Below are 22,575 nucleotides of genomic sequence, written 5' to 3' on the forward strand. Positions count from 1 at the left end.
TTCCAGGACCTCTACAACCAGACCGCGGCCCCGTTCGGCTGGAAGTACACCCGCGCCGATCTCCTCAAGACCGCCAACCGCCTCAGCCTCGCCGCATAACCGACGAACTAACGGCGACGACCACTAGGCGCGTCCCGCTGGGCCGATCCCGCAGGGTCCGGGGCCTAGGTCCGGGAGCGGCGTGGCGGGCGGGTCTGGCCGCCCAGGCCGCGCCCGGCGAGCAGATCGGCGACTTCCTCGCACCAGAACGCCAGCCCGCACAGCTGGTAGGTGACGAAGCCCTTGGTCAGCGTGGGGCTGTTCTGCTCGAAGACCGAGTGCCCGGCGACCTGCAGTGCCCAGCTCGCCACGAACATCGGCAGGCCCACCTTGGGCCGGCCGACGAGCAGCGGCAGGGAGAAGGCCACGCCGGGGATACCCACGAGATGAGTTGCCCGGATTCCCCGCGTGGTGTGCTGGGACCGGTAATAGGCCATCTTCTCGGCGAACGGCGCGGACGCCGGCGGCGGCTCAGGCTCCCGGGAAGTCACGGGCCCCCTGGAAGCCAGGGGTTCCCGGAAGGGCCCGGGTGCTGGCGCGGCCGGCCTGCCGCCGAGTGGTGAGTCGGCAGTCGTCATGGACGCCCCCTCGCTTCGTCTCGTCCCCGAACATCATCGACGACGAGGGCGGGCAGCTCCAGCCGAGCTGGTGGGTCGCCTACGTCCGGCACGGCGGGCGGCGGCGGGGATCAGCGGGCGGCCTGCTCCGCGGCCGTGCTCGGCCCGAGCGCGGGCGTCCCGGGGGCGGGGGCCGGCCCGCCCGGGGTGGCCATCGCGCGCAGAGCCTCGAGCATCTGGCGGCGCAGCTCCCCGGTCGGCGGGGCAAGCCCGAGCAGCTCGGCCAGCCACATCCCGTCGGCCGCCATGCGGATCAGCGTCGCGGCCGCCGGGTCGATGCGGTCCTGGACGAGGCGGTTCTGCCAGTGCTCGTATCGCTGGCGGAAGCGTTGCAACCGCTCGGGATCGGCGATGAGGGCGGCCAGGAACCCGACCTCGGCCGTGCTGTCCCGAGGCTGGACGCCGGCCGCCGTCGTGGCGTCCAGGTAGGCACGTGCCCAGCCGCCGGGCCGGTCGTCCAGCACCGCCCGGGCGGTGACCTCCGACTCGAACTCGTCGTTCCACCGGTCGTAGAGCGCGTCGATGAGCGACGCCCGCGTCGGAAAGTGGTGTAAGAGGCCGCCCTTGGAGACCGCCGCCTCGCGGGCGACGGCGTCCAGGCTGAGTGCCTGACTGCCGTGCCGGGTGAGGACACGCCAAGCCGCGTCCAGCAACCGTTGTCGCGTCGCAGCCGGGTCCGAGGCGGGCACGAGCGCCATTGTGCCGCACTGACCGGCCCACCTGGCACTTCGCACCGCGCTGCCTATGCTACCGGGTTGACCGACCGTCCGGACGGACGGTAGTACTTCGACGGGACGAACCGGGCGGAGGACCCGGAAGCGCGTCAGCCCGAGCCAGGCGCTCGAGGCGGTTCGGACGCGCGCCGACGGGGGCGACGGAGCTATGCGAAGAGCAACGGGAAGCGCGGGACCATCCAGTCGGCCGTGGCCCGGCCGAGAACACCGAACCGAGCCCGCGGACCGAACCGAGCCCGCGGGCGGCGCGGGGCCAGGCATGCCGGGTGGGCCACGAGGGCCGGACGGGCCACGAGGGTCAGCAGGGCCATCCGCGGGAACCGGTCCGGGCGGGCCACAGGCCGCCTCGCTGACCCACGGCGCCGTCGGACGTCTGGTGGTCGCCCTCGGCACGGCCACGCTGCTGCAGTGGCTCGGGGCGTTCGCGATCGCGCCGATCCTCCCGCTCTACCTGGAGGAACGGGACGTCTCCGCCGGCGGGGTCGGCGTGGTCATGGCCGCGTTCTTCCTCGGCGCGCTGCTCTCCCAGTACCCCGCGGGCCTGGCCACCACGACGCGGGGGCACCGCCCGGTGCTGGTCGCGGGGCTCGTCGCCTACGCCGTGGGGTGCGCCGGGCTGATCGTCTCACCGGGGATCATGTGTGACACGGCGATGCGGGTGCTGCAGGGGGCCGGGGCCGGGGCGTTCGAGGTGGCCGTGCTCACCGCGATCGCCGCGACCGTGCCGCCGGACCTCACCGGCCGGGCCGTCAGCGCCGTCTACACCGGTCAGATCGCCGGCACCGCCATCGGTCCGCTGCTCGGCGGGCTGGCTGGCGAGCAGCGGATGGACCTGCTCTTCCTGGGCGCAGGGGTGGCCGCGGCGGTCGCCTCCGTCCCGGTGCTCGTCCTGCTCCGGCCGGACGGCCCCGGTCACGCGCCGGCGCTGTCTGTGGCCTCCACCGGCTCCGACGCCTCCGCTGTCGGTCCCACCGCGGGTGGGGGTGCGGGCGTCCCCGGTGGGCGGGCGGGCGGCGCGGAGGCGGTCGCGGCCGTGGCGGCAGTCGCCGTGCACCGCGACGGTTCCCCTGGTCATGCCGGCCGGCGGGCTCCCGCGTGGGCGTCCCGGCGGCGAACATGGTCACCCCTCGCCGTGGTGGGGCCAGGGATCGAGGGGCTGCTGCTGGTCGCCGCGGTGAACGGCCTGGCCGTCGGGACCTACGAGACCTGCTGGAGCCTCCTGCTGACCGACCGGGGCATCTCGACGGAGCTGGTCGGGCTCAGTTTCACTCTGTTCTCGCTGCCCTACATCGTCTGCGCCATGCCCGCGGGCTGGCTCGCCGACCACAACGACCGCCGATGGCTGGTGGTGGCGGCCACGGCCACGACGGGTGTCACCGTCGCCACCTACTCGTTCATCGGGTCGTTCTGGCTGATCGTCCTCGTGAGCTGTGCCGAGGCGATCGCGCTGGCCGTGAGCTTCCCATCCGCCCAGTCGCTGCTGGCGCAGGAGTCCGGGCCCGGTGGTGCCGGGCGGGCGCAGGGCCTGTTCACGACGACCCAGACCGCCGCGACGGCCGGGGCGGCGCTGACGTCGGGCGCCCTGTACGCGGCGAACGCACACCTCCCGTTCGTGCTGACGGCCGTCGCGGCGCTCGCGGTCGCCGGTTCGCTGCCGTGGCTGTGGCGCAGGGTGCGGGGGACCGTGGTGCCCGCCGCCGTGCCGTCCGGGGCCGTGCCGGCGGGGGCCGTGCCGGCGGCGAGCACGGGACCCGCCGGCGGGGCGCTCGCCAGCCACCTGATCACCCGGTAAGGGGGGTGCGCTGGCCGTTACGCTGGCCGCGTGGCAGGCAGCGAGGGGCTCATCCCGGTGACCGGCGGCGCGGCGTGACGGGCGAGGCGCCGCCGGGGGGCGGGGTCACGCTCGCCGGGATCGCGCTCGAACACCCGATCATGAACGCCGCGGGCACCTGCAAGACCGTCGAGGACGTCACCGCCCTCGCCCGCGGAGCCGTCGCCGCGGTCGTCGTCGGCTCGATCACGCGAGACGCCCGCACCGGCAACGGCGGCGAGGTCTACTGGTCCGGCGGCTCCTACTCGCTCAACGCGCTCGGCCTGCCCAACCGGGGGATCGGGTACTACGCCGAACAGCTCCCGGCGATGGCCGACATCGCTCACGGGTACGGCAAGCCGCTGGTGGTCAGCGTGGCCGGGTTCGCCGCCGAGGAGTACGCGACGCTGGCCCGTGTCGCCGCGGACACCGGTGCGGACCTGATCGAGCTCAACCTCGGATGCCCGAACGTGTGGGACGGCGGCTCGCAGAAGCGCATCGCCTGCTTCGACCCCGGTCAGACCGACGCGATCTGCGCCCAGGTCGAGGCCGCCCTCGCCGCCGGCCGGGCAGGCCCCGGCCACCGGCGCGCGCCCGCGTACGGGGTCAAGGTCTCGCCGTTCTCCGATCCCGAGGCCCTGGCGGATCTGGCCGCGCTGCTCGGCCGCCGATCGGAGGCCGACGGCGGGCCGAGGTTCGTCACGGCCGTCAACACCTTCCCGAACGCCCTGGTCCTCGACGACCGACGGCGCCCCGTCCTCGACGTGGCCCTCGCCGGGCTGAGTGGAGCCGCGCTCAAGCCGGTGGGCCTCGGCCAGGTGCGCCAGCTCCGTGCCCTCCTGCCCGAGCAGGTGGACGTCGTCGGCGTCGGCGGCGTGCTGGGCGGCCGGGACGTCGCCGACTACCTGGCCGCCGGCGCCCGAGCGGTCCAGGGGGCGACGGCCTTCTGGAACCGGGGCGAGGACCCGACGGTCTTCGGTGACATCCTCAGCGACTGGATCGACGCCGGGAGCATGGCAGACACGAGCGCCGGGGTCGGCTGAGCGACTGGAGCGCGGCCGCCAGCGCCGCGCGAAAGGCGCCGCCGAGGCGGCTGAGCCCCGTGCAGGTGAGCCCGTGCAGGCCGTCAGTGCCGCTCGGGAAGCTCGATCACCACGTTCGTCGCCTTCACGGTGCCCACGGCGAGCACGCCGGGCTCCAGGCCCAGCTCGTCCGCGGCCTCGCGGCTCATCAGCGAGACCACGCGGTGCCGCCCCGACTGGATCTCCACCTGGGCCATCACGTCGTCGCGGCGCACCCGCGTCACGATGCCGGGAAAGCGGTTGCGCGCCGAGGCGCCGACGATCGCCGGTGGGGTCAGCGGCAGCTCGCCGGCGATGTCGATCGCGAACTGCGCGAGCACGGCTCCCTCGACGGCCTGCCGGCCCGCTCCGTCACGCACCGTCGGTAGCCGGCCGCCGTCGGCCCAGCGACGCACGGTGTCGTCGCTGACGCCGAGCAGTCCGGCGACCTCGCTGATCCTGAAGGTCGACATGCCGGCACCATATCCGGCCCCGCTGTCGGTGGCGTCGCGGCCGGTCGCGGCCCGATCCCCGTCGGGGGAGCGCGGCGTGGCCCCGTGGTGTTCCGTCTCATGACGGGAGCCGGCCGGGGCCGGCCGCCTCGTATCGTGGTCCGCGTGAGGCGGGGTGCGGACGGGCTGGTCCCGGGGCCGCGGAAGCTGCCGGGGGGCCGGTGTGATGGACGAGGGTTCGGAGGAGCCGGAGCCCGAGGCGGTGCCTGCCGCGCGGCGGCGTCCACCCGGGTCGCTGGAGGAAGAGGTGCTCGGTGTGCTGCACCGCTCCGGGGAGCTCTCGCCGGGTGAGGTCCGCGATCTTCTTCCTGCCACCGCGAGGCTGTCCTACAGCGCGGTGGTCACCACTCTCACCCGCCTGCACACCAAGGGTGTGGTCACCCGTCGGCGGCACGGGCGGGGCTATGTCTACTCCGCGCCGGGGGATCCAGCCACGCTCGTCGCGTGGCGGATGAACCGGCTTCTCGCCGGGCAGGCCGATCACCGCCGCGCCCTGACGCACTTCATCGCCGCGCTCTCGCCCACCGACGAGGCGCTCGTCCGCGATCTTCTCGCCTCCGCGCCGGCCCCCGCCGAGCACGGTGAGCACGGTGAGCACGGGCGCGGCTCCGAGTCGCGCCGGCAGGGCTGAGCCCGGTGGTCGACCAACTGCTCGTATCCCTCGTCCTGGCGCCCGCGGCGGGTGTGGTGACGAGCCGCATCCTGGTCGATCGGCTGCCCCCGCGGGTTGCGGTGCTCGGGTTCACCGCCGCCGCGGTCCTGTTCGCGCTGGCCAGCGCCGCGAGCCTGCTCGCGTTCGGGATGCCCGCGGCGGCGGGCCTGATCGGGTTCGCCCCCGACCTGCGCGCGGTGGCGCGCTCCTGGCAGATCGCCGTGGCACCGCTGTGGGCGTCGTGGATGTGCCTGGCGCTCGGCGCGGCCGTGATCACCTCGGTGGCGGTGACCGGGCGGCGCCAGTACGACTCCCTGCGCGCGGCCCGCACGGAGGCGGCGGCGCTGCCGGGAACCGGCGAGGTGGTGGTGATCCCCGACGGCCGTCCGGACGCCTTCGCGCTTCCCGGCGCGCCGGGGCGGATCGTCGTCACGGAGGGAATGCTCACGGCGCTCGGTGACGGCCGCCACCAGGCGCTCCTCGCTCACGAGCGGGCGCACCTGGCCGGCCGGCACCACCGCTTCGCGTTCACCGCGCGCCTCGCGGCCGCTGCCCTCCCAGCGTTGCGCCCCATGGTCACCCTGATCGACTACGTGATCGAGCGCTGGGCGGACGAGCAGGCGGCACAGGAGGTCGGCGACCGCCGGTCGGTCGCCCACGTCGTCGGAACAGCCGCGCTCGCCGCGACGGAACAGGCCGACCGGCATTCGGCGGCCGCCGGGACGGGAAGTTCACGGATCGGGCGGCGGGTCCCGTCCACGCTCCAGCGGATCGTGCGCGGCCCCGGGTGGCCAGGCGAGCCCTGCCACGACCTCGTCCGCGGCGAGCGCGCCCGGCACGCTCAGTCCGCCCCGCACGCTCAGCCCGCCCCGCCAGCCCGGCACTCCAAGCGCAGGGGCCTCGCCCGCAGTCGGCGCCAGCGGGCCGAGGCCGTCCCGCCGGCGATGCTGCGGGCCGGCGCGCCCGGCCGCGGTCCCCGGCCCGGGCCGGTGCCACGCCGGATCGCGGCCCTGCTCGACGCGCCGCTGCGGGGCAACCACGGGCTGCTGCTGGTGGCCCTGCCGGCGGCCCTCGCCGCCGCGTCGTGCGGTGTCGCCGTCGAGGCGTTGCTCGACCTGCCCTACCGCCGCGTGTTCGCCATCGCCGAATCCTGAACAGCCGCCCCGAACCCTGATCGGCCGCCCTCGGACGAGGGCTCGGCGAGGGCCCGCGCCCGTCGGCTCACCCGACGATCGTGATCGGGGTGCCGAGCGGGACGACGTCCACCAGCCGGAGCAGGTCGGCGTTGCGCAGCCGGACGCATCCCATACTCACGTCCGAGCCGACCAGGTCCGGGCGGTTGGTGCCGTGCAGGCCGATGATGCCCTCGGCGCCGTTGAACTGGGTGATCACGTCGGAGAACCCGGACAGGCCGAAGGCGAACGGCCCCCAGGGGCCGTTCGGGTCGCCCGGGCGCAACAGCTCGGTCAGGTAGAACGTGCCGGTCGGGGTGGGGGTCGCCCCGGTACCGATCCCGACCGGCAGCTTCGTGACCACCGTGTTGTCGCGAAAGATCGTCAGCTGGTGCTCCGAGCGGTCGACGAGCAGCTCGAACGGCGTGGTCGAGATCGTCGTGTCCGCCGTGCGAACCCATCCCACGCTGCCGTTCGGCCGGACGGGAACCTTGACCCGCAGCCAGGCGGGCTGCCGCTCCTCGACGCCGAAGAGCAGCGGAACACCGCGGGGGTTCGGGCTCGCCAACGTCCAGCGTGGCTCGTCGTCGCCGGGCCGCCCGAAGATCTTGATCTGGGGGACGTCCGCGTGCGCGACCCAGCTCCAGCCGGCGGGCAGAGCCAGCTCGGCGCCGTCGCCGGCGGGCGTGCCGTCCTCGCGGGGCGTCGCGCCGCCGGCGCCCGGCGCGAGCCCTTCGGTCGGCCCGCGCGCCGGGTGGGGGCGCGGGCCGGGATCCGGTGCGGGACTCCGACCGGACCCGCCGCAGCCGGCGAGCAGCGTCATGCCCACCATCGCGGACAGCAGGACAGCGGTGGCCGCTGCCGGCCCACGCCGCCGGCCAGCGGTGTCCTGCTGTCCCCGCCGCATCCTTCCAGTCATGCCCCCCACACCCCCCGAGACGCGTGCCTTGCCGTGCCGGCGTCACGGCCGCGGCTGGGCCGGGTGGTCCGGCGGGACCACGAGCGCGGAGATCGTCTGTCCCCCTGGCAGCCACCTCGCTACCCTGCGGCCACTGTCGTCGCTCAGAGTAATGAAAGGGAGGGGGGATCATGCGAACGCCAGCCCGGCGGATGAACCGCGCCGCAGCCATCGTCGCCGGGCCCTGCTGCCGGGCGGGGCATCAGCGCCCGTCCGGCAGCAGGGCAGGCGGCTCAGGGCAGGCGGGCCAGGATCCGGTAGGCGTTCGAGCGCCTACCGGTGGTGAGGTACGGCCGGCTCGCCATGTCCCACGCGATCGCCGCCGGCATCGCGGTGAACACCGCCGCGCCGACGAGGGCGCGCCGGCCGCGGGCCAGGCCGGGCCGGCTGACCTCGCGCCACGGGACGGCCGGTGACGGTGTCGCGCGCTGCCACATCCCCCAGAAGACCACCGGGGCGTCCCCGCGCTGGTGCGTCTCGCCGAAGCGCACGTCCAGCACCTCGAGGCCGACCTCGCCGAGGGCGGCCGTCAGGTTGTCGGCCGGGACGAGATGCTGGTGCTGCGGCACGAACCAGCCCGGCCAGTACGTCCCGTACCACCGGGCGGCCGGGCTCTGCGCGTTCGGCACCTCGATGAGCAGGTGGCCGCCCGGGGCGAGGACCTCGGCGGCGGCGCGCAGCTCGGCCCGCGGGTCCCGGGTGTGTTCGAGGTAGTGGAACATGCTCACGACGTCGTAGCGCCCGCTCATCGTCCCGGCGAGGTCGGGCAGCAGCCCCCGGTAGGCCTGGTCGACCCAGCCCCGGCGCTCCGCCTCGCCTATGGCCGCGCCGATGTCCAGACCGTCGAACGAGGTCGTCGGCCACACCTCGCGTGCGGCGGCGCAGAAGTGCCCGAACCCGCCGCCGACGTCCAGCCAGCGCCGTGGCGTGGGTATGTCGATCCGCGCCCGTTCCAGGTAGCTGTCGGTGTTGCGGCGGAAGAGCTCCTCGGTCAGCCCGGAGCCCAGGCCGGAGTAGGTGTCCCGGTAGTAGAAGTCGAGGCCGTCGAGGGTCAGCCGCGGGTTCTGGAAAACGTGGCCGCAGCCGCCGCAGCGGTCGTACCGGAACACCCCCGGCTTGACCTGGATGGCGTCCGCGCCGCGCAGGGCCAGCGAGAGGTCCGTGCCGCCGCACCAGGGGCAGCTCGTCGTGGCCGGCTCCAGGAACCGGTCGATGCCGGCGGCCAGGTCGGCGGCGTACTCATGCCGCTTCGCGGCCAGCACGGCGGGCTCGGGGGCGGGCGGCCCCGGCCTGGGCAGGTCCACGCCCGAGCCCGTCACCGCGCCGCCGACCGCCGACGCGAGGGTCCGCAGCGCGGGCCGCCGGCGGGTCAGCGGGCTGCGGACGAGGTCGGTGGCGGGTACCCGGATGCGCCCGGCTCCGACGACCAACGGCTGCAGCCACGACAGCACCGCCGCGCCGAGCGCCCAGCCCGGGGCCGCGGTGGCCCCGGCGGCCACCGCGAGGTCGCGGGCGAGAGGGAAGAACGGTTGGCCGGGCTCCCACGGGCGAGCGGCGAACTGCACCGCGACCCGGTCCGACCCGTCCGCCGACCCGGTCGGCGGCCCGCCGTCCGCGGGTGTGAAGCCGTCCGCGGTGGTGAGGCCCGGCAGGATCGCCAGATCCGTCGACGCGGGCGCGAGCAGCTTGAGGGCCGCCGTCGCCGCGACCAGGTCGACGCGGCTCGGGTCCTTCAGGTCGAGCCCGGTGCGCTCCAGGACGTCCCGGTCGACCAGCAGCGCACGGAAGGCTCCGCGCCCCCGTTCCAGCCGCTGGGTGCGGTAACGCGCCGGATCGACCAGCCGCGCGAGGTCGAGCAGTTCGTGCGCGGGCAGCTGGGCCGGCACGAGGTCCAGGACGGTGAGGCCCTCCCGCAGCGCGTGCGCGCTCGCCGCCCGCCGGGCCGGCTCGTCGAGGCGGACGCCGTCCGCCAGCAGAAAGACGTGCGAGGGGTGTACCGGCTCGTCGGCCGGTGCGATGACGGCGAGTTCCCGCATCCGTGCGCGCAGCCGCAGGCCGTTGATCCCGACGCCCGCGCATGCGGCGACCGGCAACAGTGCTCGACGGTTCATGACGCCTCCTGTCTTGGCACCTCCGGAGGCGCCGCGACGGTCACCTCGCAACGTACGTCCCCGTGCGCTCCGCTCCGCGCCCACCCCACCCCGCTTGGCGATCCATGATGGTGTGTACGGTTCGCTCCCGTTGCCGGCTGGTTTCGGTTCCCGGCCGGTTCCGAGCGGTCCGGTCCGGGCAGGTGAGGTCACAGACGGTGCGAGGAGACGGATCGGGCGACTCGCGGGCGAGGGGATGGTCAATGCGGCGTGTGCGGGTCGTCGGGGTGGCGCTCGCGGTCGTCCTGGCGGCGCTGGCCGGTGTCACGGCGTTCGCCTGGGCGGTCCGCGGCACCGACGCGGGCGGCTCGATGGCGGACCGGCTCAGCCTCGCCGACGGCGACACCGCAGGCGGCTCCGCCAGGGCGGGGGACCCGGGCGGCGGCGCGGCGGGCGCGGAATCCGGGCGCGGCACCGCGGAGCACCCCGCCGAGGGCCCGGAAACCGGCGCCGACGAGCTGTCGGCCGCCGACCCGGGCGGCGCGGGGAGCGGCCCCGGCGCCGGTTCGGCCGAGGAGAACAGCTGGGTCGAGTCCACGCTGGCCGGCCTGTCGCTGGAGCAGCGCGTAGGCCAGATGATGATGGGATACGTCTTCGGTACCGCGGGCGCCGACCGGAGCCCGGCCGTTGTCACCGCGAACCGGCGGACGTCCGGTGTGGACACGGCCGCCGAAGCCGTCGCGAGACGGGGCCTGGGCGGCGTGATCTACTTCGACGCCGGCGGGACGGGCCCGGGGGCGCTCCCGGACAACATCGTCAACCCGAACCAGGTCAAGACGCTGTCCGCGGACCTGAGCGCGGCGGCCAGCATCCCGCTGCTGATCGCCGCGGACCAGGAGCAGGGAACGGTGCTGCGCGTCCGGGACGGCGTGACCCTGCTGCCCGGCCAGATGGCACAGGGCGCGACGGGACGTCCCACCGACGCGCGGGACGCCGCGCAGATCACCGGCGCGGACCTGCGCGCCCTGGGCATCAACGTCGACTTCGCCCCGGACGCGGACGTCAACAGCGACCCGGCGAACCCCGTGATCGGTGAGCGCTCCTTCGGCGACGACCCTGCGGCGGTCGGGCGGTTCACCGCGGCGGCGGTCGAAGGATACCGGCAGGTCGGGGTGGCCGCGGCCGCGAAACACTTTCCCGGGCACGGCGCGACGTCCGTCGACAGCCACGCCGACCTGCCGACGATCACCAGAGACCGGGCGGCGCTGACGGCGCTCGACCTGCCGCCGTTCCGGGCGGCGATCGCCGCGGGCGTACCGATGGTCATGGTCGGTCATCTGAACGTCCCCGCGCTCGACCCGGCCGCGCCGGCGACGCTGTCGAAGCCGGTGGTCGACGGCCTGCTGCGCCACGAGCTCGGCTTCGACGGCGTCATCGTCACCGACGCGCTGAACATGGCCGCGATCACCGAGCACAACACGCCCGGCGGCGCGGCGGTGCGAGCCGTCCAGGCCGGCGTCGACATGCTGCTGATGCCGCCGGACCTGGCGCAGGCGCTTGATGCTGTGGTTTCCGCTGTGCGCTCCGGGGCGATCGTTCCGGAGCGGATCGACGCGTCGGTACGTCGAATCCTGAGGATGAAGTGGAGGCTGGCGCACACCGAGCCCGCCGCGGCCCGAACCCCTGAGGAGGCGGCGGCCACCGCAGCCGCGATCGCCGAGCGGGCGATCACGCTCCTTGACCAGCCGACGTGTGACCTGCTCCCGCTCAGCCGCGGCACCGCCGGCGCAGGTGCGGGCGGGACGCAGCCGGCGGTGGAGGTCTCCGGGCCGTCAGGCGCCGCGAAGATGCTCGTGGACGCCCTGGGTGCCCGGGGGATCGGCGCCCGGTTGGCCGCCCAGGGCTCCGGCCGCCCGCCAGCGCCGCCCGCAGCGGGCGCCTCGGGAGCGGGTACGGCTGTGGTCCGGGTGGTGCTGGTCGGGAACTCGCCGCCGCCCGTCACCGATCGGCGGACCGTGGTCGTGTCGACCGGGACGCCCTACCGTCCGCCGGTGGCCGCAGGGGCGTGGCTGGCGAGCTATTCACGCGACCCAGCGTCGATGAAGGCGCTGGCGGCGGTGCTGGCCGGCGCGGTGCCACCCTCCGGCCGGCTGCCGGTCGTCACCCGAACCGCGACCGGCACCGCGTTGCCGCGCGGCGCAGGCCTACCGACCCCGCGCGCCTGCTGACCTCGGCCGCTCCTCCCGACCCGTGGTCGGTGGCGTGCCTGCCGCCGGGCCCCATCGCCGCAGGTGGTGGGCTGTGGTCCGCGCCGGTCGGGGTCGGCGCTGCGCCCCGTCGACGTTGCCCGGCAGGAGCCCGGGCGGAGGCCTACCGCCCGGGCTCCTGCCGGGGATTGATAGCACTTTGCCCAGCGCCAGGGCCGCCACCGTGGACCCCAAACCACCACAACCTGGGCGCTAGAAAACAACTGTGGCGGGTGAGTGAGTCCATGGACTCACTCACCCGCCACGCATCAATGCTGGGGCTGGTAAGGGTGCCGGGGAAGGGGTCAGGGGTGGAGTCGCCCTGGTGGTCGGGGGGAGTGGCATAGCGCCGGGGATGCTGTCGCAGGTACCTCTCGGGACCTGTGTCCGGGATGCCACGTGGTGTCGGGGCTGTCGCCGCAGGCCGTGGGCTGCCCTCGGGAACCGGTGGTTGGGGGCGCAGCCCGGTGTCGGGGTTGCCGCCGCAGGCCGTGGGCTGCCCTCGGGAACCGGTGGTTGGGGGCGCAGCCCGGTGTCGGGGCTGTCACCGCAGGCCGCAGGCCGCCCCCAGAACCCCACCCGCCGAGGGGGCCACGGGGGGCACCGCCCCCCGGCAGACATGGCGAGTCGACCAGGCCCAGGTTCCCTGGGCACAGCAAACCCATCGACGAGCGGGTGACCGGGATCGAACCGGCATGGCCAGCTTGGAAGGCTGGGGCTCTGCCATTGAGCTACACCCGCGTAGGTGATGGAGGGAAGCTTACCCCGTAGGATGTGGGGGCAACGCCTCGGGGCGTAGCGTAGTGGCCAGCGCGCCTGCTTTGGGTGCAGGAGATCGGGAGTTCGAGTCTCCCCGCCCCGACCGATACCCTCGGCGCGTCACCCCGTCCAACGTCGTACCAGGAGACCGCCGCGCCGTGAAGGCCACCAAGGAGACCCTCAGCCCGACCCGGGTCAAGCTCACCGTCGAGGTGCCCTTCGACGAGCTCAAGCCGTCCGTCGATGCCACCTACCGCAAGCTGGCGCGCCAGGTGCGCGTCTCCGGATTCCGCCCGGGCAAGGTCCCGCCGCGGATTCTGGACCAGCGCCTGGGGCGCGGTGTGATCCTCGACGAGGCGATCCAGGAGGCGCTGCCGCGCCTTTACTCGGAGGCCGTCCAGGCCGAAGAGGTGGACGTCCTGTCGCGGCCTGAGGTGGACATCACCGAGTTCGCCGATGGCGTGCAGCTGGTCTTCACGGCCGAGATGGATGTGCGCCCGGAGGTGACCCTGCCGGAGTTCGGCGAGCTGGAGCTCGTCGTCGAGCCGGCGACGGTGACCGATGAGCAGGTCGAGGAGCATCTGACGAACCTGCGTGACCGGTTCGCCGTGTTGAAGCCGGTCGAGCGCCCGGTCCAGGAGGGCGACTTCGTCTCGCTGGACCTGTCGGCGTCGGTCGACGGTGAGGCGATCGAGGACGCGACCGCGACCGGCATGTCGTACGAGGTCGGCAGCGGGAACCTGATCGACGGGATCGACGAGGCCATCACCGGCGCGTCGGACGGCGATGAGCGCACGTTCGACACCGAGCTGCTCGCCGGTGAGTACGCGGGCCGCACGGCGCAGGTCACCGCTGTGGTGCGGGGCGTGAAGGAGAAGGAGCTCCCGGAGCTCGACGACGACTTCGCGACGACGGCCAGCGAGTTCGACACGCTGGAGGAGCTGCGCGCCGACGTCCGGACCAGGCTTGAGTCGAACCGGAAGGTCGAGCAGCTGGGCGAGGCCCGCGACAAGATGCTCGACAAGCTGATCGAACTGGTCGAGGTTCCGGTGCCGGATTCGGTGCTGGCCGGCGAGCTGGAGGCCCGTGAGCACCGCCTCGGGCACGAGCTGGAGCACATCGGTACGGACCGGGCGACCTACCTGGAGACGCTGGGCCAGTCGGCGGAGGAGTTCGACGCCGAGGTCCGCAGCTCGGCGGGTAAGGCGATCCGCTCGCAGTTCATCCTGGACGCGGTGATCGACGCCGAGTCGATCGGCCTTGACCAGGGTGAGCTGATGGAGCAGATCCTGATGCGCGCGCAGCGGGCCGGTGTGCAGCCTGACCAGTACGCCCAGCAGCTCGCGCAGGGCGAGGGGCTGACCGCCCTGATGGCGGATGTCCTCCGCACGAAGGCGCTGTTCCTGCTGCTGGAGAACGCGAAGGTCGTCGACACTGAGGGTAACGCGGTGGAGTTGAACCTGCCGCGCCGTCCGTCGGGCGAGGCCGAGGACGACGTCCGGGACATCTCGGACGAGCTGGACGCCGAGGAGCTTGAGGTCCCGGCGGCGGCTCCCTCGGCGGAGGTCACCGCCGCGGCCGGCGACGAGGCCACCGCCACCGCCACCGCCACGGACGCGGACGGCGAGGGCGACTCCGAGCCGCCCGCGTCCGAGACCAAGTAACGACTGCCAGGTAGCGACCTCCAGGTAACGACCGCCGAGCAGCGGTCGCCCCTGTGACGACGCCGCCCTGCGCCACGGGCGCCGGGCGGCGGCCGTGGGGCACGGTGCGTGGCACAGCGGGTGGATTCGACCGACGGCCTCCGGAACGCGAGTTTCGGAGGCCGTCGGCGTGTCCGGTGCCACGCATGGACACCGAGAGGCACGCTGTCGCCCGGCACGGTGACGACGGGTGCGCGGCCGGGCCGGCGGCTGGTCACGGGCCCTCGACGCACATCGATGCCGGACTGGCTCGGCCTCACGCCGAGCGCGAACATCGAAGGAGAAGCACCGGAACCGGCTCGTGTCACAGATAGTGTCGAGCCGGTCAATCAGACGCCGCCGAAGGAAGCCGAGGATCCGACCGTGAGTGACATCGCCGCCCCTGGCCTGGCTGTCCCGGGCCCGAGTCTCCGCTCGCCGGGACAGAATGGCCCCGGCTTCGACGAGCAGGTCTTCAACCGTCTCCTCCGTGAGCGGATCATCTTCCTCGGTTCGGTGGTGGAGGACTCGATCGCCAACGCGATCTGCGCGCAGCTCCTGCTGCTGAACGCCGAGGACCCCGAGCGGGACATCTTCCTCTACATCAACTCGCCCGGCGGCTCGGTCAGCGCCGGCATGGCGATCTACGACACCATGCAGTACGTCGAGAATGACGTCGCCACGGTTTCGCTGGGGCTCGCCGCGTCGATGGGCCAGTTCCTGCTCTGCGCGGGCGCGCCGGGCAAGCGTTACTCGCTGCCGCACGCGCGGATCATGATGCACCAGCCCTCCGGCGGCATCGGCGGAACGGCGTCCGACATCGCGATCCAGGCGGAGCAGATGCTCTACACCAAGCGGATGATGCAGGAGCGCATCGCGTTCCACACCGGTCAGCCCGTCGAGCAGATCGAGCGGGACTCCGACCGCGACCGCTGGTTCACCGCGGACGAGGCGAAGGACTACGGCTTCGTCGACCACGTCGTCCAGCGGGCCCGCCAGGTCCCCAGCGAAGGACCGGTGAGCTGACGCCCGCCGCGGCAGCGAGCCGTCCCGACCCTCGTCACCCGCTCTCCTCGGAGGCAGTCACCATGCACGGACCACAGGGCTACTACGGAACGCAGAGCCGGTACGTCCTCCCCAACATCATCGAGAAGACATCCCGCGGTGAGTACGGGATGGACCCGTACTCGAAGCTGCTGAAGGAGCGCATCGTCTTCCTCGGCGCGCCGATCGATGACACGTCGGCGAACGACGTGATGGCGCAGCTGCTGTTCCTCGAGTCCGAGGACCCGGACCGCGACATCTCGATCTACATCAACTCGCCCGGTGGGTCGTTCACGTCGCTGACCGCGATCTACGACACCATGCAGTTCGTGCGTCCCGACATCCAGACGATCTGCATGGGCCAGGCGGCGTCCGCGGCGGCGGTGCTGCTCGCGGCCGGTACCCCCGGCAAGCGGTTCGCGCTGCAGAACAGCCGCATCCTCATCCACCAGCCGTCGGCGCAGGGCGAGGGCCAGTCCAGCGACATCGAGATCCAGGCGCGCGAGATCCTGCGCATGCGGTCGCTGCTGGAGCACATGCTCGCCGAGCACACGGGGCGCACCGAGGAGGCCGTCCGCAAGGACATCGAGCGCGACAAGATCTTCAGCGCTGACGAGGCCAAGGACTACGGCATCATCGATGAAGTGATCAAGACCCGGAAGTCCTCGCGGCTCGCCTCGGCGCGCTGAGCCGGCGCCGAGTCGGCCCCGCCGTGCCCGGGCCCGGCGGGGCTCACCGGGCCGGCCTCGGTGGGCGCCTCCGGGGCGCCGCTTCCTCCGTCGGACCCGGGCCGCGGGCCCGGCGGCCCTGTGGTGGCGCGGTACGCGGGAGGCTCGTCGGTGGCGGGCCGGGTGCGACGGGTTGGCATCCTCCCGTCCCCTTCCGGACGCCCGATCGGGCGGTGGTGCCGAACGGGCCGTCTGGACGAGCGGGGACGGGTCCGATGACCGTAGGCTGACCGGTATGAGCCCAGCGATTGGGCTCTCACCGGACGCCCCCGCGGGGTACCGTCCCCACGGGGACGGATACAGGCAGACACGCGACGACCGGGCGGTGCCCACCGCCCCCGACACGCAGGCGACACCATCGTCTGGACGAAGGGACTGAGTCCTCGGTGGCACGCATCGGTGATGGCGGTGACCTGCTCAAGTGCTCCTTCTGCGGTAAGTCTCAGAAGCAGGTGAAGAAGCTCATCGCCGGCCCCGGCGTCTACATCTGCGATGAGTGCATCGATCTCTGCAACGAGATCATCGAGGAGGAGCTCTCCGAGTCCTCTGAGCTCAAGTGGGAGGAGCTCCCGAAGCCCCGGGAGATCTACGAGTTCCTCGACGGGTACGTGGTCGGTCAGGAGGCGGCGAAGAAGACGCTGTCGGTGGCCGTCTACAACCATTACAAGCGGGTGCAGGCGGGCGGTGCCTCCGGCGGTGACGCCGGCAAGGGCGAGGTGGAGCTCGCGAAGAGCAACATCCTGCTGCTGGGCCCCACGGGGTGCGGCAAGACCCTGCTGGCGCAGACGCTGGCCCGGATGCTGAACGTCCCGTTCGCCATCGCCGACGCGACCGCGCTCACCGAGGCCGGGTATGTCGGCGAGGATGTCGAGAACATTCTTCTCAAACTCATCCAGGCCGCCGACTACGATGTCAAGAAGGCCGAAACCGGCATCATCTACATCGATGAGGTCGACAAGATCGCCCGGAAGTCGGAGAACCCCAGCATCACCCGGGACGTCTCCGGCGAGGGCGTGCAGCAGGCGCTGCTGAAGATTCTCGAGGGAACGACGGCGAGCGTCCCGCCGCAGGGTGGCCGCAAGCACCCGCACCAGGAGTTCATTCAGATCGACACGACGAACGTCCTGTTCATCGTCGGTGGGGCTTTCGCCGGTCTGGACCGCATCATCGAGTCGCGCATCGGCAAGAAGTCGCTGGGGTTCCGCGCGGTGCTGCACGGCAAGGACGACCCGGACGCCTCGAACGTCTTCGGCGACATCATGCCGGAGGACCTCCTCAAGTACGGAATGATCCCGGAGTTCATCGGCCGACTGCCGATCATCACCAGCGTCTCCAACCTCGACCGCGAGGCGCTCATCCGGATCCTCACCGAGCCGAAGAACGCGCTCGTCCGCCAGTACAAGCGGCTGTTCGAGCTGGACGGCGTCGACCTCGACTTCACCACCGACGCACTCGAGGCCATCGCGGACCAGGCCATCCTGCGCGGGACGGGCGCCCGCGGCCTGCGCGCGATCATGGAAGAGGTCCTGCTCTCGGTGATGTACGACATCCCGAGCCGTAAGGACGTCGCCCGCGCGGTGATCACCCGGGAGGTCGTGCTCGAGCACGTCAACCCGACCCTGGTGCCACGCGACGTCGCCGCGTCGAAGCGCGGCCCGCGCCAGGAGAAGTCCGCCTGACGAGATCGCGGCCGGCCGCCCCGGCACTGGTCGCCGTGGCCTCGGCGACGGCGAGGTGCCCGTGCCGGCCGCGGCCTCGGAACGGGCGTCCCGATGCCATAACCTCGGCTCCGTGACAGACGCACGCACGGGGCGCACGCCGGACGACGCGGCCGAGCTCGCCCGGGTGGAGAAGGCACTGGCCGGGCGGTTCCCGCACCGGATGCACCCGGACCTGGACCGGATGCGGGATCTCGTGGACCTGCTGGGGCACCCGGAGCGGTCCTTCCCCTCCATCCACATCACCGGGACGAACGGCAAGACGTCCACGGCGCGGATGATCGACGCGCTGCTTCGGGGCTTCGGGCTGAGGCCGGGCCGGTACACCTCCCCGCACATGGAAAGCGTCACGGAGCGGATCAGCATCAACGGCGTGCCCGCCGACGCTGAGGTGTTCGCCAGGGCCTACGACGACGTGATCCCCTACGCGGAGCTCGTCGACAGCCGCCATCCCGAGCGGGTCACGTTCTTCGAGCTGCTCACCGCGATGGCGTTCTCCGCCTTCTCCGACTCGCCCGTGGACGCCGGGGTCGTCGAGGTCGGCATGGGCGGCACCTGGGACGCGACGAACGTGGTCGACGCGGGCGTCGCGGTGATCACGCCGGTCTCCCTCGATCATCCGGAGCTGGGTGACACCGTGGAGGCGGTGGCGGCGGAGAAGGCGGGGATCATCCGGCCGGACGCCCTGGTGGTGCTGGCGCAGCAGTCGCTGCCCGCCGCCGAGGTCCTGCTGCGGCGCAGCGCCGAGGTCGGCGCCACCGTCGCGCGGGAGGGCCTGGAGTTCGGCGTCGTCGGCCGGCGGGTGGCGGTGGGCGGCCAGGTGCTGACCCTGCGCGGTCTAGGCGGGACGTACGAGGAGGTCTTCCTGCCGCTGCACGGCATCCACCAGGCGCACAACGCGGCCGTCGCGCTGGCGGCCGTCGAGGCGTTCCTCGGTGGCGGGCAGGGCCAGCTGGACGCCGACGCCGTCCTCGCCGGGTTCGCCCAGGCCGACTCGCCCGGCCGGCTGGAGGTCGTGCGGCGCTCGCCGACCATCGTCCTGGACGGCGCGCACAACGTCGCCGGCGCGCAGGCCCTCGCGGCCGCGGTCGACGAGGCCTTCGGCTTCGACAATCTCGTCGGGGTCGTCGGTGTGCTCGGAGACAAGGACGCCGAGGGCATCCTCGCCGCCCTGGAACCGGTGCTCAGCAGTGTCGTCGTGACCCAGAGCACGTCACCGCGGGCGATGGGCGCGGACGACCTGGCCGCGATCGCGGTGGACGTCTTCGATGCCGACCGGGTCGAGGTGGCGCCACGGCTGGACGACGCCCTCGAGGCCGCGGTGCGGCTCGCGGAGGAGGAGGGCGAGCTGGGCGGCACGGGTGTGCTGGTCACCGGCTCGCTGGTGACCGTGGGTGAGGCGCGGCACCTGCTTCGTCGCTGACCGTCCGTCGGCCGGCGATGATCTGATGTGCCTGGTGATCCCGGTGTTGCCCGCGCGGTGCTCTGACGGGTGGTCCGGGGGACTGCGCGGACCGGTGGTGAACGCCGACCCTGTAGGTTTGCCAGGGGCCAACCGGTGTCGCGTAGACGCGGTCCGGGCGCCCCTACCACGTCGAAGATGACGAAACGATTCCGAAGGAGTCCCGTGTCCGCCGAGCGCACCCTCATCCTGGTCAAGCCCGATGGCGTCAGCCGCGGCCTCGTCGGTGAGGTCGTCGGCCGCATCGAGCGTAAGGGGCTGAAGATCGTCGCACTCGAGCTGCGCACGCTTGAGCGCTCGGTCGCCGAGACCCACTACGGCGAGCACGCCAGCAAGCCGTTCTTCGGCGAGCTGGTGGAGTTCATCACCTCCGGCCCGCTCGTCGCGCTGGTGGTCGAGGGGCCCCGCGCGGTCGAGGCGCTGCGCGGCCTGATCGGCGCCACCGACCCGGTGAAGGCGGCTCCCGGGTCGCTGCGCGGTGACTTCGCGCTCGAGATCGGCCAGAACCTCATCCACGGTTCGGACTCGCCCGAGTCGGCCAAGCGCGAGATCGACCTCTTCTTCCCCGGCCTGAGCTGACCCACCCGGCTCCGGCCGGCCCGTCCGAGGGTGGCCGGCGGCACCGTTGCGGGTGAACCGCCGGCCGCGCGGCGCCCCGTCGCGGTGGCACCCCCGTGAGGCCGCTGGCCGGGCGAGCCGTCCCGGCGGGCGTTTCGTCACCGATCCGGGGCGGTTGCGCTCGGAGCCCGGCGCCCGATCGGTGGCGCTGCGCCGCCCGCTCGGCAACCGTCCCGGATGGCCTGGCGCCGACCGGCGTGCCGTGCACGCCCCGCTACGCGCGGGGTGACACGCTTCCCGGTCGGCGCGGCGACCCCACCGGGGGCGGTCTACGCTTTCAACTGCCCGGAACGTGTCCGGCGGGCTGCGGCGAACGACCTTTCAGGCGGTCGCCGTGACCGTGTTCTCGCGCGGCGCATCCGGGCCGTCCCGCCCGCTCGACGAACTCTGTACGCGTTTCGCGCGTTGGTCGGAGACGGGCCGGTCGGTGACGCCCGCGTGCGCCGCCCGGACCCGTCCCACCTCGCGCCCCCCGGGAAGGCCGGCACCCGACGATGTCCAGTTCGCTGTCATTCCTCGGTCGTGACATGGCCGTCGACCTTGGTACCGCCAACACGCTCGTCTACGTCCGCGGCAGGGGGATCGTCCTCAACGAGCCCAGTGTGGTGGCGATCAATACGACCACCTCGGGCATCCTCGCCGTCGGCACCGACGCCAAGCGGATGATCGGGCGCACCCCGGGCAACGTGGTGGCCGTCCGCCCGCTGAAGGACGGCGTGATCGCCGACTTCGAGACCACCGAGCGGATGCTGCGCTACTTCATCCAGAAGGTGCACCGCCGCCGGCACTTCGCCAAGCCGCGGCTGGTGGTGTGCGTGCCGTCCGGTATCACCGGGGTGGAGCAGCGGGCCGTCAAGGACGCCGGCTACCAGGCCGGGGCCCGCAAGGTCTACATCATCGAGGAACCGATGGCGGCGGCGATCGGTGCCGGCCTGCCCGTCCACGAGCCGACCGGGAACATGGTCGTCGACATCGGCGGCGGCACGACCGAGGTGGCGGTCATCTCCCTCGGTGGGATCGTCACCAGCCAGTCGATCCGCACGGCCGGTGACGAGCTCGACACGGCGATCATCTCCTACGTCAAGAAGGAGTACTCGCTGATGCTCGGCGAGCGGACCGCCGAGGAGATCAAGATGGCCATCGGCTCGGCGCACAAGATCCCGGACGAGCCGAGCGCGGAGATCCGCGGCCGTGACCTCGTCACGGGCCTGCCCAAGACGATCGTGGTGACCGCCGAGGAGATCCGCAAGGCCATCGAGGAGCCGGTGAACGCGGTGATCGACGCCGTGAAGGTCACCCTCGACAGATGCCCTCCGGAGCTCTCCGGCGACATCATGGACCGCGGGATCGTGCTGACCGGTGGTGGGGCGCTGCTGCGCGGGCTCGACGAGCGCCTGCGCCACGAGACCGGGATGCCGATCCACATCGCGGAGAACCCGCTGCACTCGGTGGCGATGGGATCGGGCAAGTGCGTCGAGGAGTTCGAGGCGCTCCAGCAGGTCCTGATCTCCGAACCGAAACGCTGACCGCGGCCCGGGGCCGGGAACCCAGCCGGCCCGCCGCTCGTCCGACCAGGAAGATCGACGGTCGCGGGCGCGGCGTGTCGTGGCGGCGCCGGTCGAGGGCGTTGTGAGAGTGCCGGTCGAGGGTGTTGTGACAGCGCCGGCCAAGGCTTGTCCGGCCGTTTCGGCGGCCGGGCGGCCGGCCGGCCCCGGCTCGAGGGCTTGTCGCGGCCCCGGTAGAAACATCACCGGAACCTTGCGGCAACCGTGGGCCGGCAGCCATCCGGACCACACGGCAGGAGGACGGCACCGGTGACGGAGGACCGACGTGGGACGTGACACCAGGCGCTCCCGCCTCGTCATCGCCGCGCTGCTCGTCCTCGCCTTCACGCTGATCACGCTCGACTACCGGACGGGTGACTCCGCGACCGGGGTGCGCGGGGTGCTGCACTCGGCGGTCGGCGGCGTGGAGAACGCGGTCACGACGGTGACCCGCCCGGTGGGGCGCACCGTCTCCTCGCTGACCCACCCGAACCGCTACCACGACCGCGCCGACCGGCTCGGTGAGGAGAACGCCGCGCTGCGGCGCCAGATCGCCGACGGGGCCGAGATCGACCGGCTGGCGGGGGATCTGTCCGACCTGCGCCTGCTCGCGGACAAGGGCCAGTACACGATCGTCCCGGCCCGGGTCATCGCGGTCGGCGACGTCACCGGGATGGACTGGACGGTGACGATCAACGCCGGCCGCCGGGATGGCCTCGCCGTCGACAAGGTGGTCGTGAACGCGTCGGGCCTGGTCGGGACGGTCGCCTCGGTGACCGACAGCACCGCCGTGATCAAACTGCTCTGCGACCCGACCAGCCGGATCGGCGCCCGGCTGGAGACGACCCAGCTGCTCGGCGCGGTGGCCGGCGGGCAGGGGCCGAGCTCGCTGACCTTCACTCTTTATGACGCCTCGTACCAGGTTAAAAAGGGTGACCGTTTGGTGACGTTCGGTAGTCTTGACTATGTGGCGGGCGTACCGATCGGTGAGGTGACCAAGGTGGTGGACGTCGGCGGGCTCTCGCGCACCGCGGAGGTCCGTCCCTTCGTCTCCGTCGGCACGCTCGACATGGTCGGCGTCGTGATCGGCGGCCCACCGGCGGACCCGGGTGACCGGGTCCTCCCGCCC

At 72.9% G+C, this 22,575-nt stretch carries 18 protein-coding genes and 2 tRNA genes; 14 read left to right on the forward strand and 6 right to left on the reverse strand.

The window, feature by feature from the left end; all coding sequences use genetic code 11:
• Window positions 1-164: 164 nt before the first annotated feature.
• Both FMEAI12_RS34180 and FMEAI12_RS34185 read right to left on the reverse strand, forming a co-directional pair.
• Window positions 165-530, reverse strand: a complete 366-nt coding sequence (locus tag FMEAI12_RS34180) for a DUF962 domain-containing protein (RefSeq protein ID WP_235015031.1) — start codon at window positions 528-530, stop codon at window positions 165-167.
• 197 nt (window positions 531-727) lie between these two features.
• Complete coding sequence (locus tag FMEAI12_RS34185) at window positions 728-1,309, reverse strand: TetR/AcrR family transcriptional regulator (protein WP_235015032.1); 582 nt, start codon at window positions 1,307-1,309, stop codon at window positions 728-730.
• Window positions 1,310-1,766: 457 nt separating this feature from the next.
• Here FMEAI12_RS34185 and FMEAI12_RS34190 point away from each other — a divergent pair, with 457 nt between their 5' ends.
• Window positions 1,767-3,182, forward strand: coding sequence for an MFS transporter (locus FMEAI12_RS34190; RefSeq protein ID WP_235015034.1), 1,416 nt, complete (start codon window positions 1,767-1,769; stop codon window positions 3,180-3,182).
• Window positions 3,183-3,322: 140 nt separating this feature from the next.
• Entirely contained in the window at window positions 3,323-4,243 is a 921-nt protein-coding gene (locus FMEAI12_RS34195; protein WP_235015037.1) for a tRNA-dihydrouridine synthase, read from the forward strand.
• 83 nt (window positions 4,244-4,326) lie between these two features.
• Here the strand turns inward: FMEAI12_RS34195 and FMEAI12_RS34200 are convergent, their stop codons facing one another.
• Window positions 4,327-4,734, reverse strand: coding sequence for a molybdopterin-binding protein (locus tag FMEAI12_RS34200; protein ID WP_020462748.1), 408 nt, complete (start codon window positions 4,732-4,734; stop codon window positions 4,327-4,329).
• Window positions 4,735-4,939: 205 nt separating this feature from the next.
• Here FMEAI12_RS34200 and FMEAI12_RS34205 point away from each other — a divergent pair, with 205 nt between their 5' ends.
• The gene (locus FMEAI12_RS34205) at window positions 4,940-5,404 is read left to right on the forward strand and encodes a BlaI/MecI/CopY family transcriptional regulator (protein WP_112109218.1); all 465 of its coding nucleotides are present in this window, start codon (window positions 4,940-4,942) and stop codon (window positions 5,402-5,404) included.
• Between the two features lie 5 nt (window positions 5,405-5,409).
• Window positions 5,410-6,579: a M48 family metalloprotease gene (locus tag FMEAI12_RS34210; RefSeq protein WP_112109219.1), complete on the forward strand. Its 1,170-nt coding sequence runs from the start codon at window positions 5,410-5,412 to the stop codon at window positions 6,577-6,579.
• Window positions 6,580-6,646: 67 nt separating this feature from the next.
• Here FMEAI12_RS34210 and FMEAI12_RS34215 read toward each other — a convergent pair whose 3' ends face one another.
• Together FMEAI12_RS34215 and FMEAI12_RS34220 are read right to left on the reverse strand one after the other, a co-directional pair.
• Window positions 6,647-7,516, reverse strand: coding sequence for a L,D-transpeptidase (locus FMEAI12_RS34215; RefSeq protein WP_235015036.1), 870 nt, complete (start codon window positions 7,514-7,516; stop codon window positions 6,647-6,649).
• Between the two features lie 272 nt (window positions 7,517-7,788).
• Window positions 7,789-9,666, reverse strand: a complete 1,878-nt coding sequence (locus FMEAI12_RS34220) for a class I SAM-dependent methyltransferase (protein ID WP_112109220.1) — start codon at window positions 9,664-9,666, stop codon at window positions 7,789-7,791.
• A 242-nt stretch (window positions 9,667-9,908) separates the two neighbouring features.
• On the opposite strand from FMEAI12_RS34220, the gene FMEAI12_RS34225 reads away from it, so the two are divergent.
• Window positions 9,909-11,873 (forward strand): glycoside hydrolase family 3 protein, encoded by a 1,965-nt coding sequence (locus FMEAI12_RS34225; RefSeq protein ID WP_112109221.1) that lies wholly within the window; start codon window positions 9,909-9,911, stop codon window positions 11,871-11,873.
• 688 nt (window positions 11,874-12,561) lie between these two features.
• Here FMEAI12_RS34225 and FMEAI12_RS34230 read toward each other — a convergent pair.
• Window positions 12,562-12,632 (reverse strand) — tRNA-Gly (locus tag FMEAI12_RS34230).
• 48 nt (window positions 12,633-12,680) lie between these two features.
• Between FMEAI12_RS34230 and FMEAI12_RS34235 the strand changes: the two genes are divergently transcribed.
• From FMEAI12_RS34235 to mreC, 9 genes are all read left to right on the forward strand, one after another.
• Window positions 12,681-12,753: transfer RNA gene (locus FMEAI12_RS34235), tRNA-Pro, on the forward strand.
• A 55-nt stretch (window positions 12,754-12,808) separates the two neighbouring features.
• Window positions 12,809-14,314 carry a trigger factor gene (tig, locus tag FMEAI12_RS34240; RefSeq protein WP_160144376.1) on the forward strand — a complete coding sequence of 502 codons (1,506 nt, stop codon included), beginning with the start codon at window positions 12,809-12,811 and terminating at the stop codon, window positions 14,312-14,314.
• 402 nt (window positions 14,315-14,716) lie between these two features.
• Window positions 14,717-15,358, forward strand: coding sequence for an ATP-dependent Clp protease proteolytic subunit (locus FMEAI12_RS34245; protein WP_020462741.1), 642 nt, complete (start codon window positions 14,717-14,719; stop codon window positions 15,356-15,358).
• 62 nt (window positions 15,359-15,420) lie between these two features.
• Complete coding sequence (locus FMEAI12_RS34250) at window positions 15,421-16,065, forward strand: ATP-dependent Clp protease proteolytic subunit (RefSeq protein WP_018500228.1); 645 nt, start codon at window positions 15,421-15,423, stop codon at window positions 16,063-16,065.
• 425 nt (window positions 16,066-16,490) lie between these two features.
• Window positions 16,491-17,783 carry an ATP-dependent Clp protease ATP-binding subunit ClpX gene (gene clpX / locus FMEAI12_RS34255; protein ID WP_020462740.1) on the forward strand — a complete coding sequence of 431 codons (1,293 nt, stop codon included), beginning with the start codon at window positions 16,491-16,493 and terminating at the stop codon, window positions 17,781-17,783.
• Window positions 17,784-17,895: 112 nt separating this feature from the next.
• On the forward strand, window positions 17,896-19,245 hold the full coding sequence (locus FMEAI12_RS34260) for a folylpolyglutamate synthase/dihydrofolate synthase family protein (protein WP_041254813.1): 1,350 nt from the start codon (window positions 17,896-17,898) through the stop codon (window positions 19,243-19,245).
• A 204-nt stretch (window positions 19,246-19,449) separates the two neighbouring features.
• Window positions 19,450-19,863, forward strand: a complete 414-nt coding sequence (gene ndk / locus FMEAI12_RS34265) for a nucleoside-diphosphate kinase (RefSeq protein WP_083390855.1) — start codon at window positions 19,450-19,452, stop codon at window positions 19,861-19,863.
• Window positions 19,864-20,396: 533 nt separating this feature from the next.
• Window positions 20,397-21,428, forward strand: a complete 1,032-nt coding sequence (locus FMEAI12_RS34270) for a rod shape-determining protein (RefSeq protein WP_020462738.1) — start codon at window positions 20,397-20,399, stop codon at window positions 21,426-21,428.
• Window positions 21,429-21,732: 304 nt separating this feature from the next.
• The coding region (gene mreC / locus FMEAI12_RS34275; RefSeq protein WP_112109223.1) for a rod shape-determining protein MreC at window positions 21,733-22,575 on the forward strand (843 nt) is incomplete at its 3' end.

This window comes from Parafrankia sp. Ea1.12 (assembly GCF_900465275.1).
Taxonomy (GTDB): domain Bacteria; phylum Actinomycetota; class Actinomycetes; order Frankiales; family Frankiaceae; genus Parafrankia; species Parafrankia soli.

Excerpts from the sequence above, each read along its gene's own strand:
- FMEAI12_RS34270 (WP_020462738.1), top strand. The coding sequence starts at position 20,397 with ATGTCCAGTTCGCTGTCATTCCTCGGTCGTGACATGGCCGTCGACCTT.
- FMEAI12_RS34225 (WP_112109221.1), top strand. The coding sequence starts at position 9,909 with ATGCGGCGTGTGCGGGTCGTCGGGGTGGCGCTCGCGGTCGTCCTGGCG.
- FMEAI12_RS34250 (WP_018500228.1), top strand. The coding sequence starts at position 15,421 with ATGCACGGACCACAGGGCTACTACGGAACGCAGAGCCGGTACGTCCTC.
- FMEAI12_RS34215 (WP_235015036.1), bottom strand. The coding sequence starts at position 7,516 with ATGACTGGAAGGATGCGGCGGGGACAGCAGGACACCGCTGGCCGGCGG.
- FMEAI12_RS34220 (WP_112109220.1), bottom strand. The coding sequence starts at position 9,666 with ATGAACCGTCGAGCACTGTTGCCGGTCGCCGCATGCGCGGGCGTCGGG.
- FMEAI12_RS34205 (WP_112109218.1), top strand. The coding sequence starts at position 4,940 with ATGGACGAGGGTTCGGAGGAGCCGGAGCCCGAGGCGGTGCCTGCCGCG.
- FMEAI12_RS34200 (WP_020462748.1), bottom strand. The coding sequence starts at position 4,734 with ATGTCGACCTTCAGGATCAGCGAGGTCGCCGGACTGCTCGGCGTCAGC.
- FMEAI12_RS34195 (WP_235015037.1), top strand. The coding sequence starts at position 3,323 with ATGAACGCCGCGGGCACCTGCAAGACCGTCGAGGACGTCACCGCCCTC.